General features: G+C 69.1%; 10 protein-coding genes. 6 read left to right on the top strand and 4 right to left on the bottom strand.

What is annotated here, in order from left to right:
* Positions 1–79 precede the first annotated feature (79 nt).
* The 3 genes from SSPS47_RS10580 (at position 80) to SSPS47_RS10570 (ending at position 5025) form a co-directional block, all read left to right on the top strand.
* Positions 80–871 carry a sugar phosphate isomerase/epimerase family protein gene (locus SSPS47_RS10580; RefSeq protein ID WP_147875421.1) on the top strand — a complete coding sequence of 264 codons (792 nt, stop codon included), beginning with the start codon at positions 80–82 and terminating at the stop codon, positions 869–871.
* Between the two features lie 367 nt (positions 872–1238).
* Complete coding sequence (locus SSPS47_RS10575; protein ID WP_164250525.1) at positions 1239–3461, top strand: ATP-dependent RecD-like DNA helicase; 2223 nt, start codon at positions 1239–1241, stop codon at positions 3459–3461.
* A 274-nt stretch (positions 3462–3735) separates the two neighbouring features.
* Positions 3736–5025, top strand: coding sequence for a citrate synthase (locus tag SSPS47_RS10570; RefSeq protein ID WP_078077265.1), 1290 nt, complete (start codon positions 3736–3738; stop codon positions 5023–5025).
* Between the two features lie 589 nt (positions 5026–5614).
* Here SSPS47_RS10570 and SSPS47_RS10565 read toward each other — a convergent pair.
* Both SSPS47_RS10565 and SSPS47_RS10560 read right to left on the bottom strand, forming a co-directional pair.
* Complete coding sequence (locus SSPS47_RS10565; protein ID WP_164250524.1) at positions 5615–5932, bottom strand: heavy metal-associated domain-containing protein; 318 nt, start codon at positions 5930–5932, stop codon at positions 5615–5617.
* Between the two features lie 143 nt (positions 5933–6075).
* Positions 6076–6780: a TetR/AcrR family transcriptional regulator gene (locus SSPS47_RS10560; protein WP_239064840.1), complete on the bottom strand. Its 705-nt coding sequence runs from the start codon at positions 6778–6780 to the stop codon at positions 6076–6078.
* A 180-nt stretch (positions 6781–6960) separates the two neighbouring features.
* On the opposite strand from SSPS47_RS10560, the gene SSPS47_RS10555 reads away from it, so the two are divergent.
* Positions 6961–9237: an MMPL family transporter gene (locus tag SSPS47_RS10555; protein ID WP_164250520.1), complete on the top strand. Its 2277-nt coding sequence runs from the start codon at positions 6961–6963 to the stop codon at positions 9235–9237.
* A 102-nt stretch (positions 9238–9339) separates the two neighbouring features.
* Here SSPS47_RS10555 and SSPS47_RS10550 read toward each other — a convergent pair whose 3' ends face one another.
* Positions 9340–9537: a MerR family transcriptional regulator gene (locus tag SSPS47_RS10550; RefSeq protein ID WP_078077269.1), complete on the bottom strand. Its 198-nt coding sequence runs from the start codon at positions 9535–9537 to the stop codon at positions 9340–9342.
* Positions 9538–9791: 254 nt separating this feature from the next.
* The gene (locus SSPS47_RS10545) at positions 9792–10703 is read right to left on the bottom strand and encodes a sugar phosphate isomerase/epimerase (protein WP_164250517.1); all 912 of its coding nucleotides are present in this window, start codon (positions 10701–10703) and stop codon (positions 9792–9794) included.
* Positions 10704–10829: 126 nt separating this feature from the next.
* On the opposite strand from SSPS47_RS10545, the gene iolC reads away from it, so the two are divergent.
* Together iolC and SSPS47_RS10535 are read left to right on the top strand one after the other, a co-directional pair.
* Positions 10830–11906, top strand: a complete 1077-nt coding sequence (gene iolC / locus SSPS47_RS10540; protein ID WP_164250515.1) for a 5-dehydro-2-deoxygluconokinase — start codon at positions 10830–10832, stop codon at positions 11904–11906.
* A complete protein-coding gene (locus SSPS47_RS10535) occupies positions 11903–12784 on the top strand; it encodes a deoxyribose-phosphate aldolase (RefSeq protein WP_164250513.1) in 882 nt (293 codons plus the stop codon). Before iolC ends, SSPS47_RS10535 begins: the two co-directional genes overlap by 4 nt.
* Positions 12785–12800: the final 16 nt, after the last annotated feature.

Below are 12800 nucleotides of genomic sequence, written 5' to 3'. Positions count from 1 at the left end.
CGTGACCGAAGCGGCGGATGTGACGGGCGCGGGTGCGAGGGGGCTGCCGGGCGACCTCAGCCGCTTCAGCATCAACCAGATGACCGTCAAGCAGCTCACCCTCCCCGAGCTCACCGAGGCGTGCGTACGACTCGGCGTCCCCGGCGTGGGGTTGTGGCGGGAGCCCGTGCGGGCGTACGGCACGGAGGCGGCCGCCAAGCTCGTGCACGACGCCGGACTCGCCGTCACCACCCTGTGCCGCGGCGGCTTCCTCACGGCGAGCGACCCCGTGGCACGGGCCGACGCCCTGGACGACAACCGCGCGGCGATCGACGAGGCGGTGACCCTCGGCACCGACACCCTCGTCCTGGTGTCGGGCGGACTGCCGCCCGGCAGCCGCGATCTGTACGGGGCGCGAGAACGGATCGCCGACGCGCTCGCGATCCTGGCGCCGTACGCCGGTGAGCGCGGCGTACGGCTGGCGATCGAGCCGCTGCACCCGATGTACGCGTCCGACCGCTGCGTCGTCTCCACACTCGACCAGGCGCTGGATCTCGCCGAGCGCTTTCCCGTCGAGCAGGTCGGGGTCGTCGTGGACACCTACCACCTCTGGTGGGACGACCGGGCCCCGGCGGCGATCACCAGGGCGGGGGACCGGATCCACTCCTTCCAACTGGCCGACTGGACGACGCCGTTGCCCGCCGGGGTGCTGAACGGCCGCGGTCTGATCGGTGACGGCGCCATCGACCTGCGCGCATGGCGCGAACGGGTCGACGCCGCCGGATACGAAGGGCCGATCGAGGTCGAACTCTTCAACGACACCCTGTGGGTGCGGGACGGTGCGGAGCTGCTGGCGGACGTCGCGGAGCGGTATGTGAGGCATGTGCTGTAAGGGCGGCCCGCCTGTCGCGACGAAGGCGCTCTCATGGTCCCTCATGACCAAATAGGCGTGTCTGTCATCTTCTGTCACCTTTTCTGGTGGCAGAAAGAATAACTGCCCGCAACCGTGCAACCCTTTCGGGGTGACGGTGGTCGTACATGGCATCAAGGCTTCCGGGGAGGGGTCCGGGGGGATCGGGAAGCCTTGTTCGGAGGGGGGAGCGCGTGGGGCCCGGTCCGGTGGACCGGGCCCCTAAAGCTTTTCCGGCCGCTTCCTCGGAGCCCTGCCCGAGAGGGAGTTGTCCACAGGTGCGGCTCTCCGGCGCCGAGGTTGTCCACAGGGCGGGCCGGCTGTCGTACCCAGACGGTAGCGTCGGATCATGTCCAACCCGGCCGTGCTCGAAGGCGTTCTTGAGCGGATCACGTACAGCAACGAGGAGAACGGCTATACGGTCGCCCGCGTCGACACCGGCCGTGGCGCCGATCTGCTCACCGTGGTCGGCTCGCTCCTCGGCGCGCAGCCCGGTGAGTCGCTGCGGATGGAGGGCCGTTGGGCCTCGCACCCGCAGTACGGCAAGCAGTTCACGGTGGAGAATTACACGACGGTCCTGCCCGCGACCATCCAGGGCATCCGCCGCTATCTCGGCTCCGGACTGATCAAGGGCATCGGACCGCGCATCGCCGAGCGCATCGTCGAGCATTTCGGCGTCGACACACTGGAGATCATCGAGAAGGAGCCGAAGCGGCTCGTCGAGGTCCCCGGCCTCGGACCCAAGCGGACGAAGATGATCGGCGCCGCCTGGGAGGAGCAGAAGGCGATCAAGGAAGTCATGATCTTCCTCCAGGGCGTCGGTGTCTCGACCTCGATCGCCGTCCGCATCTACAAGAAGTACGGCGACGCCTCGATCTCCGTCGTGAAGAACGAGCCCTACCGGCTGGCGGCCGACGTCTGGGGCATCGGCTTCCTCACCGCCGACCGCATCGCCCAGGCCGTCGGTATCCCGCACGACAGTCCTGACCGCGCCAAGGCCGGACTGCAGTACGCGCTCTCCCAGTCGACCGACCAGGGCCACTGCTTCCTGCCGGAGGAGCAGCTCATCTCGGACGCGGTGAAGCTCCTCCAGGTCGACACCGGTCTGGTCATCGACTGCCTCGCCGAGCTCGCCGCCGAGGAGGAGGGAGTCGTCAGGGAGAAGGTGCCGGGCCCTGACGGGGGCGAGCCGGTCACCGCCGTCTACCTGGTGCCGTTCCACCGCGCCGAACTCTCCCTCTCCGCCCAGCTGCTGCGGTTGCTGCGCGCGTCGGAGGACCGGATGCCCGCCTTCCAGGACGTGGTCTGGGAGAAGGCCCTGCCCTGGCTCGCGAGCCGCACAGGCGCCGAACTGGCCCCCGAGCAGGAAGCCGCGGTGCGGCTCGCCCTCACCCGCAAGGTCGCCGTCCTGACCGGTGGGCCGGGCTGCGGCAAGTCCTTCACGGTCCGCTCGATCGTGGAGCTGGCCAGGGCCAAGAAGGCCAAGGTGGTCCTCGCGGCGCCCACGGGGCGCGCGGCCAAGCGCCTCGCCGAGCTCACGGGCGCCGAGGCGTCGACGGTCCACCGGCTGCTGGAACTCAAACCCGGAGGGGACGCCGCTTACGACAGGGACCGGCCGCTCGACGCCGATCTGGTGGTGGTCGACGAGGCGTCCATGCTGGATCTGCTGCTCGCCAACAAGCTCGTCAAGGCGGTGGCACCCGGTGCACATCTGCTGCTCGTCGGCGATGTCGACCAGCTGCCCTCGGTCGGGGCGGGCGAGGTGCTGCGCGACCTGCTGGCCGACGACGGGCCCGTGCCACAGGTGCGTCTGACCCGCATCTTCCGGCAGGCCCAGCAGTCGGGGGTGGTCACCAACGCCCACCGCATCAACTCCGGGGTCCAGCCCATCACCCAGGGCCTCAGCGACTTCTTCCTGTTCGTGGAGGACGAGACGGAGGAGGCCGGAAAGCTCACGGTGGATGTCGCGGCCCGCCGGATCCCCGCCACCTTCGGCCTCGACCCGCGGCGCGACATCCAGGTGCTGGCCCCGATGCACCGCGGCCCGGCCGGCGCGGGCACCCTCAACGGCCTGCTCCAGCAGGCCATCACCCCCGCCCGGCCCGAACTGCCCGAGAAGCGGCTCGGCGGTCGCGTCTTCCGCGTCGGAGACAAGGTCACCCAGATCCGCAACAACTACGACAAGGGGCAGAACGGCGTCTTCAACGGCACGGTCGGGGTCGTGACCTCGCTGAACCTGGACGACCAGTGTCTGACGGTGCGGACGGACGAGGACGAGGAAGTGCCTTACGACTTCGACGAGCTGGACGAGCTGGCGCACGCCTACGCGGTGACGATCCACCGCTCGCAGGGCAGCGAGTACCCCGCCGTGGTCATCCCCGTCACCACCGGCGCCTGGATGATGCTCCAGCGGAACCTGCTGTACACGGCGGTCACCCGTGCCAAGAAGCTCGTCGTCCTGGTCGGCTCCCGGAAGGCGATAGGGCAGGCGGTCCGTACGGTCTCCGCGGGCCGGCGCTGCACCGCGCTCGACCACCGGCTCTCCGGCAGCCTCCGGTCCGGGAAGTTCTGAGCTCGCGTGACCTGGTGGGACCTGGCGCGGCCGGTCCCGGCGGCGGTCCGTGTTCGGGCGGATCGTCCTCCCCCAGGGGAGTGTCCGGCGACGGGATTGCCACCCCGGGCTTTCGGAACCGGGGCGAAGGGGGCAGGATGTGAAAGTTGGCGGCACTCAGTGCCGCGAATAGGCCTAATGGTCGACCCCGAGTGCACTCTCCTGAGCCAAATGGGGGATGGTAGAGACAGTCAGGGCACCTCGAAGAAGAGGCACTACGTCGGTGAGGGATGACGTGAGCGACAACTCTGTAGTACTGCGGTACGGCGATGGCGAGTACACCTACCCGGTGATCGACAGCACCGTCGGCGACAAGGGCTTCGACATCGGGAAGCTGCGGGCCCAGACCGGCCTGGTGACTCTGGACAGCGGCTACGGCAACACCGCCGCCTATAAATCCGGCATCACCTATCTCGACGGTGAGCAGGGCATCCTCCGCTACCGCGGCTACCCCATCGAGCAGCTGGCCGAGAGCTCGACGTTCCTCGAGGTGGGCTACCTGCTCATCAACGGTGAACTTCCCAAGGTCGACGAGCTGTCGTCCTTCAAGAACGAGATCACCCAGCACACGCTGCTGCACGAGGACGTGAAGCGGTTCTTCGACGGCTTCCCGCGTGACGCGCATCCGATGGCCATGCTGTCCTCCGTGGTCAGCGCGCTGTCGACGTTCTACCAGGACAGCCACAACCCGTTCGACGAGAAGCAGCGCCACCTGTCGACGATCCGGCTGCTGGCCAAGCTGCCGACGATCGCCGCGTACGCGTACAAAAAGTCGATCGGTCACCCCTTCGTGTACCCGCGCAATGATCTCGGGTACGTCGAGAACTTCCTCCGCATGACGTTCTCGGTGCCCGCCCAGGAGTACGAGCTCGACCCGGTGGTGGTCTCGGCCCTCGACAAGCTGCTGATCCTGCACGCGGACCACGAGCAGAACTGTTCGACCTCCACCGTGCGTCTGGTCGGCTCGTCGCAGGCGAACATGTTCGCCTCGATCTCCGCCGGCATCAGCGCCCTGTGGGGCCCGCTGCACGGTGGCGCCAACCAGTCGGTGCTGGAGATGCTCGAAGGCATCCAGGCCAACGGCGGCGATGTCGACTCCTTCATCCGCAAGGTGAAGAACAAGGAGGACGGCGTCCGTCTGATGGGCTTCGGCCACCGCGTCTACAAGAGCTTCGACCCCCGGGCGAAGATCATCAAGGCGGCGGCGCACGATGTCCTCTCGGCGCTCGGCAAGTCCGACGAGCTGCTCGACATCGCGCTGAAGCTGGAGGAGCACGCGCTCTCCGACGACTACTTCGTCTCGCGCAACCTCTACCCGAACGTGGACTTCTACACGGGTCTGATCTACCGGGCCATGGGCTTCCCGACCGAGATGTTCACCGTGCTCTTCGCGATCGGCCGGCTTCCCGGCTGGATCGCCCAGTGGCACGAGATGATCAAGGAGCCCGGCTCCCGCATCGGCCGCCCGCGTCAGATCTACACCGGTGAGGTCCTGCGCGACTTCGTCCCGGTCGAGAGCCGCTGAGCCCTCGGCGGAGGGTTCTCGCCGTCCGGTCGGCGGTTCCGCGAACCGGACGGCCACCCGAGCGCAACAGAAAGCGCCCCGCTTCCCGATCCCCCCACGGGTCGGTATAGCGGGGCGCTTCCCATATCCCCGGAGCGGATTCCCCCCACGGGATCCGGGCCGGGCGTCTGCGGTTGCCGGCAGAAGCCAGTTTCACGCGGTCTGCCGGGGTACGTACGAACCAGGGGGGCCGCTCAAAGCTCCCCAGTTGCACGTGCCCCGGCCAACGCTTGCCTGAGACATCCCCCAAGACATCTCATGAACGTCCCCCAAGACGTTCTCGGCATCGCCTCTTAGACTCGCGAGCTGCCCGGATGGTTACCCCTAAATCTATGTGATCTAGATCTCTTTGTGAAGGTCCTGTGCCTCATGTGAAGGGACGGGGTCACAAATTGTTGGTTACTACGAAAACAGATGACAGGGGTGCCGTCCCGGCTCCCTGATCACCGGGCTGAGCAGGGATGTTGTGGTGCGGGACGGCGGAAACGGCGGAAGGGCCGCACCCGATCCGGAGGAATCCGGTCGCGTACGGCCCCGCGGCGGAGGTCGTTCAGGCCTGGCCGGTCAGCTCGTAGCCCGCCTCGTCGACCGCCGCGCGCACGTCGCTCTCCTCGAGCGGGGCCTCGGAGGTGACGGTCACCCGGCCGGTGGCGGCCTCGGCCTTGACCGACGTGACGCCCTGTAGCGCGGAGATCTCGTCGGAGACCGCGCCTTCGCAGTGGCCGCACGTCATGCCGGTGACCGCGTACACCCTGGTGACGGAGTCCGTCGTGGCCCCGGCGGCGCCGTCGTGGCAGGAGCCGGTGGGCGAGCAGCAGGAACCGGCGGCCGGGGCGGTCTGCGTCTCGGTCTGCGTCTCTGCGGTCATGGCGTTCTCCTCCGGGGCGAATGTGCGAGGCATGGTGCGCCAGGGGCCGGCGGGAACGCCGAGACGCCCTGACGCTCCCAGCCTATACCCCTAGGGGGTATAAAAGCGACTCCCGGGCGGAGGTGCTTGGTGCGCGCAGGGGGTCAGGACTCCGCTCCCGTGGTCTCCCGTGATGGCGGGCGCTGCGGGAGCGCGTCGCCGACGACGGGGCACAGATAGCGGAACATGGCGCTCTTCAGCTCCCCGATATAGGCCTCCCGCTCCTCACCCTCGTGGGACAGGATCAGGTCCATGCCGCCCTTGAACAGGGCGAAGGCGAACTCCGCCGTTCTGGTGCGCTCCGCCCGGGGGGTGTCGGGAAGGTAGCTGCCGAGGATCTCCTCGACCCGGGTGAGCAGGGTGGAGTGCAGGAGGTCGTGCTCCTCCGTCACCTGCCCCGGAATCTCCGACCCGTGCATCAGGACCGCGAACGCCGGATTCTCGCAGTTGAACGTGATCAGGGGATCGAGGACGGCGTCCAGCATCTCGGGGAGCGGCAGATTCACATGGGCGGGGGTGAACGCCTGGCCGTAGGTCGTGCGCCAGCGATTGAGGAGCACGTCACCCAACTCGACCGCGATGGCTTCCTTGTTGGGGAAGAACTGGTAGAGCGTGCCGGGGGAGACGCCGGCCTCGCGGGCGATGGAGTTGGTGCTCGCCGCCGTGTAGCCGCTGGCGCAGAAGACGCGGCCCGCGGCTTCGAGGAGTTGGGCGATACGGCGCTCGCCGCGGGCCTGGCGGCGGCGCGGCTTCCCGGTGCCGCCGGCGGGTCCGCCCTTGGTCGCGCTGTCCTGGCTGTCTCGCTCCACGGCTCCGCCTCTCCTCGCTTCAGGCACGTGAATCCCCAGGATCCCTCGATCGGTTGGCGACGGTTGACAAATGCGAGTCGTCGCTCGCATTCTTGCTTAATGCGAGCGATCACTCGTGTTTGCCATTTCATGGCAGTCGCCGACCCATGTGCCGGGTCACGGTGAAGGGGACACCGCACTATGTCCGAAGTCAACAGGGCGTCGCGAATCGGCGGCTGGACCCGGTTCGTCACGGCGCGCCCACGGCTTTCGCTGCTGGTCGCCCTGGTGATCACGGCGCTGGCGGTCGTCGCGGGGAGCGGCGTGGGCGACCGGATGGGCACCGGTGGCTGGGAGGACCCCGATGCCTCGTCGACCTACGCCACGCAGGCGCTGGAGCGTGAGTTCCCCGCCTCCCAGCCGAATCTCCTGCTGCTCGTCGACGCGGGCGACAAGGGCGTGGACGACCCCGCCGTCACCGCCGAGGCCGAGCGGCTCACCGAGCGGCTCGCGGCCGAGGCGGGCGTCGTGGGTGTCGGGTCCTACTGGCAGACGCGAGCGCCCGCGTTGCGCGCCGAGGACGGGGGCGAGGCGCTGATCGCGGCCAGGATCGTGGGCAAGGAGAAGGAGGCCGGCGAGACCCTGGAGCGGATAGCGCCCGAATTCCGTGGCGCGCAGGGGCCGGTGGAAGTCTCGGTCGGCGGACCGGTCGCGGTACGGCACGAGATGCAGGCCATCATCCAGGAGGACCTGCTGCGAGCCGAGTTGATCGCCCTGCCGGTGACGCTGGTGCTGCTGGTGATGGTCTTCGGCAGCGCGATCGCCGCGCTGCTGCCCCTGGGGATCGGCATCGTCGCGATCCTCGGCACCAACGCCGTGCTGCGAGGGATCACCGAGATCACGGATGTCTCGGTCTTCGCGCAGAACCTCACCACGGCTCTGGGGCTCGGACTGGCCGTGGACTACGCGCTGTTCATCGTGCGCAGATTCCGCGAAGAGTTGGCCGAGGGCGCGGAGGTGCGGGACGCGGTGGGGACCACGCTGCGCACCGCCGGGCGGACGGTGCTGTTCTCCGCCCTGACGGTGGCGGTGTCGCTCGCGGCCATGATGGTCTTCCCCCAGTACTTCCTGCGCTCGTTCGCCTACGCGGGGATAGCGGTGGTGCTGCTCGCCGCCGCTGCCGCGCTGCTCCTGCTGCCCGGCGCGCTGATGCTGCTCGGCCACCGGGTCAACTCCCTCGATCTGCGGCGGCTGTTCCGCGGGAGGAAGTCCGTGCCCGGCGACGGGGGCCCGGCCGGATCCCGGCCCGCGGGACCGGACGGGTCCGGAGGCTGGGGGCGCACGGCGACGCTGGTGATGCGCAGGGCTCCGCTCTTCGCCGCCCTGACGGCCACGGGTCTGGTGCTTCTGGGACTGCCCTTCCTGGGCGTGCAGTTCGGCACGGCGGACCACCGGCAACTGCCGTCGAGCGCCGAGGCCCGAGTGGTGCAGGAAGACATCAGGGGCGGCTTCCCCGGCAGTCCGGGCGGTGGGCTCGAAGTGCTGGGTGAGGGCGCGGCGAACTCCGCCGAGTACGCGGACTACCGCGAGCGGGTGGCCGCTCTGCCGGATGTGGAGCGGATCGACGGTCCGGTCGTCTCCGGCGACCACGCGTACTTCACCGTGCTGCCGCGCGGTGAGGCGGTGGGCCAGGAGGCCCAGCGGCTCGTCCGTGAACTCCGGGCCGAGCCGGCCGCCTTCGACACCTCCGTGACCGGTACGGCCGCCGTGCTGGTCGATTCGAAGGACGCCATCGCCGACCGGCTGCCCCTGGCCCTGGGCATCATCGTCGTGGTGACGCTGCTGCTGGTCTTCCTGCTCACCGGCAGCCTCCTCATACCGATCCAGGCGGTGGCGCTCAACGCGCTCAGTCTGACGGCGATGTTCGGAGCGGTCGTCTGGGTGTTCCAGGACGGCAATCTGTCCGGAGTCCTCGGTTTCACCTCAACGGGTGACATGGAGACGACCCTTCCGGTGCTGATGTTCTGCGTCGCGTTCGGACTCTCCATGGACTACGGGGTCTTCCTGATATCCCGGATCAAGGAGGAGTACGACCGGAGTGGTGACCACGAACACGCGGTCGTCTTCGGGCTCCAGCGCACCGGAGGGCTGATCACGGCGGCGGCGGTGATCCTGGCGGTGGTCATGGTCGCCATCGGCGCCTCGCGGGTGACCAACACCAAGATGCTCGGTCTCGGTATCGCGCTCGCCGTGGTCATGGACGCGATGGTGGTGCGCAGCCTGCTGGTTCCGGCGGTGATGAAGCTGACGGGGAAGGCGACTTGGTGGGCGCCGGGGCCGCTGCGCCGCTTCCACGACCGGTTCGGGGTGAGCGAGGGCGAGTCGCACCCGCCGGCCGGGGCCAATGGCGTGGACGGTGCGGACGGTTTGGACGGGACCGTGTCCGGGGCGGGGGAGCGGGACAAGGTCGGGGTCTGAGCCGGACACGCCCGAGGGCCCCGTACGTCCACCGGTGGTGTGGGGTACGGGGCCCTCGGAGTCGGTCCTCGGCGGACCCGGGGCGTTGCCGGATTCCGTCCCTTACTCTCTACGGCCTCTGTTTCCCGGGCGTTTGGCCACCCAGGCGCGGACGGTGTCCGCGTACCAGTAGGGCTTGCCGTTCTCCACATGGTCCGGCCGTGGAAGCAGACCGTGCTTGCGGTACGAACGGACGGTGTCCGGCTGTACGCGGATGTGTGCGGCGATCTCCTTGTAGGACCAGAGACTTCTGTCCGTCATGTGTGGCACCTCCCTGCGTCCACCGCAGCGGCGGCCGGGGGGCCGTCGGGAGAGCTGCGACTGAGACGCTGGTGATCACTGAGCCTGTGCCCGTTGAACGACGCAGAGTGATGGTGGGGGAGGGGCTGTCACGCGCCTGTGACGGAAAACCCGCGTAATGGAGATAAGCGTGACGTTAAGCGGATCTCTGTGACAGAAACAACGCATGGGAGACAGAGGTGCTGGTGGTCCAATTGTTCGACGGGGGGCCGGAGTTACGCGCCGCACGAGCGGAGGAAACGGCGCGTCCGCTTGGCGATCGGGTAGGGCTTGTCGGGCGGACAGGGATACATGTCCTGTTCGACGATGGCGAAGAGATCAACATCCAGATTCCGGGCGGCCGTCAGCACCGGTTCCAGCGCGGGCACTCCGTTCGGCGGCTCACACATCACGCCACGTCCCACGGCAGGCCCGAACGGCACCTCGTTGGCGATGACGTCCGTGAGGATCTCCGGATCCACCTGCTTGAGATGCAGATACCCGATCCGCTCCCCGTAGGTCTCGATCAGTTTGACGCTGTCGCCGCCGCAGTACGCGTAGTGCCCGGTGTCCAGGCACAGTGACACCAGATCGGGATCGGTGGCGTCGAGGAAACGGCTGACGTTGTCCTCGCTGTCGATGTGGGTGTCGGCGTGCGGATGGACCACGATGTTCAGCCCGAAGCGGTCCCGCACCTCGCGGCCGAGCCGCTCGGTCTGAGTCGTCAGGTCGTGCCACTGCGCCGGGGTGAGTGTCCGGTCCTCCAGCACCTGCCCCGTCTTGTCGTCACGCCAGAACGACGGGATGACGACGAGATGGTCCGCGCCCATCTCCTTGGTGAGAGCGGCGATGTCGGCGACATGCGCCCAGGTCTTCTCCCAGACGGCGGGCCCGTGGTGAAGGCCGGTGAACACGGTGCCGGCCGAGACCTTCAGACCACGCAGGGCGGTCTCGTCGGCGAGGCGCGCCGGATCGGTCGGAAGGTAGCCGTACGGACCGAGTTCGATCCACTCGTATCCGGCCTCGGCCACCTCGTCGAGAAAACGCTGCCAGGGGACCTGTCGCGGATCGTCGGGAAACCACACGCCCCAGGAGTCGGGGGCCGACCCGACCCTGATGCGGTTCAGCGGGGGTACGGAGGAGGTCATACCGGTCAGCCTCCAGGCCGTCCGAGAAGAGTGTCAAGCCTTCGTCCGAATGTAAGGACAAAACGTTGACAGGGGTCGGGAGTGAGCACTAGACCTGGCACTGGCCGTCGAGACGAGGGGACGCGTATGCCTGAGCCGTACGACGTGATCACCATGGGGCGGATCGGCGTGGACCTCTATCCGCTGCGTACCGGAGTCCCGTTGGCGCAGGTCGACACCTTCGGGAAGTTCCTCGGCGGATCGGCGACGAACGTGGCCGTGGCCGCCGCCCGGCTCGGCCGCCGTACGGCTGTCATCACCCGCACCGGACGGGACGCGTTCGGGGACTATCTCCACCACGCGCTGCGGGAGTTCGAGGTCGACGACCGGTGGGTGACACCCGTCGACCAGTGGCCCACTCCGGTGACGTTCTGCGAGATCTTCCCCCCGGACGACTTCCCGCTGTACTTCTACCGGCAGCCCAAGGCGCCCGATCTGGAAATTCATCCGCATGAGCTGGACCTGGACGCCGTCAGGGCCGCGCGGATCTTCTGGATGACGGGTACCGGCCTGTGCGAGGAGCCCAGCCGGACCTCGACCCTGACGGCCCTCGGTGCGCGCAGCCAGGCGCGCGTACGCGGCTCCGAGGAGCGGCAGACCGGACGTCGGCCCGGAACGGACATCACCGTCTTCGACCTCGACTGGCGCCCCATGTTCTGGAAGGTGCCCGCAGACGACCCGCGTTCCGACGACCCGCGGGCCCTCATGGCGGCGGCCCGGCCCCTCTACGAACAGGCCCTGCGCCACGCCACGGTCGCGGTGGGCAATCTGGACGAGTGCGAAGTCGCCGTCGGGGAGCGCGAACCGTACGCCGCCGCACGGGCGCTCCTCGCCGCCGGACCCGAACTGGCCGTCGTCAAACAGGGCCCCAAGGGCGTCCTCGCCGTCCACCGCGACGGCACCACCGCCGAGGTGCCGCCCGTACCCGTCGAGGTCGTCAACGGACTCGGCGCCGGCGACGCCTTCGGCGGCGCGCTCTGCCACGGCCTGCTGGCCGGCTGGGACCTGGAGCGCGTCATGCGGTACGCCAACGCCGCGGGCGCGATCGTCGCCGCCCGGCTCGCCTGCTCCTCCGCCATGCCGTACGCCAGGGAAGTCGTCCAGGTCCTCGGCGCAGGCCCCGTCCCCACACCGGGAACGCTGCCACCGGAGGCCGCTCAGTGACCCGAGTCGACGCGTCGGAGCTCGCACGGATCCGTACGCACCACCCCGAGGCGGTCGCCGAGGCAGCCGCCCGCCGCGGCCGGCGCCCCCTGGTGCGCCCCGGCGGACGGCTGATGATCGTCGCCGCCGACCACCCGGCACGCGGCGCCCTCGCCGTGGGGAACCGCCGGTTGGCCATGGCCAACCGCGTCGACCTCCTGGAGCGCCTCTGCCTCGCACTGTCCCGGCCCGGCGTGGACGGTGTCCTCGCCACCGCCGACATACTCGACGACCTGCTGCTCCTCGGCGCCCTGGAGGACCGCGTCGTCGTCGGCTCCATGAACCGCGGCGGACTCGCGGGCGCCGCCTTCGAACTGGACGACCGCTTCACCGGCCACCGCGCCGAGGACATCGCCCGCCTCGGCTTCGACGCGGGAAAGCTGCTCCTGCGTATCGACTACGAGGACGCGCGCTCGCCCGACACCCTCCTGTCGGCCGCCCGCGCCGTCGACGCCATGGCGGAGCGGCGGCTGCCCGTCTTCGTCGAGCCGTTCATCTGCCGCCGCAGGGACGGACGGCTCGCCAACGACCTGTCGGCCGAGGCGGTGACCCGCTCCATCGCCATCGCCTCCGGCCTCGCCGGCACCTCCGCGTACACCTGGCTGAAGGTGCCGGTCACCGAGAATCCGGACGAGATGGCCCGGGTGATGGAGACATCGACCCTGCCCGCCGTCCTGCTCGGCGGCGAGATCGGCGACGACCAGGAAGGCGTGTACGAGAAGTGGCGCAAGGCGCTGCGGCTGCCCACGGTGCAGGGCCTGGTCGTGGGGCGCTCGCTGCTCTATCCGGTGGACGGTGACGTCGCGGCGGCCGTCGACACCGCCGTGGGCCTGTTGTAGGGCCGCGGCCGCCGGA

Origin of the sequence: Streptomyces sp. S4.7 (genome assembly GCF_010384365.1) — a bacterium.
Classification (GTDB): Bacteria; Actinomycetota; Actinomycetes; order Streptomycetales; family Streptomycetaceae; genus Streptomyces.
Note: the sequence above shows the minus strand (reverse complement) of the source record. Positions and strands in the feature narration are given on the sequence as shown.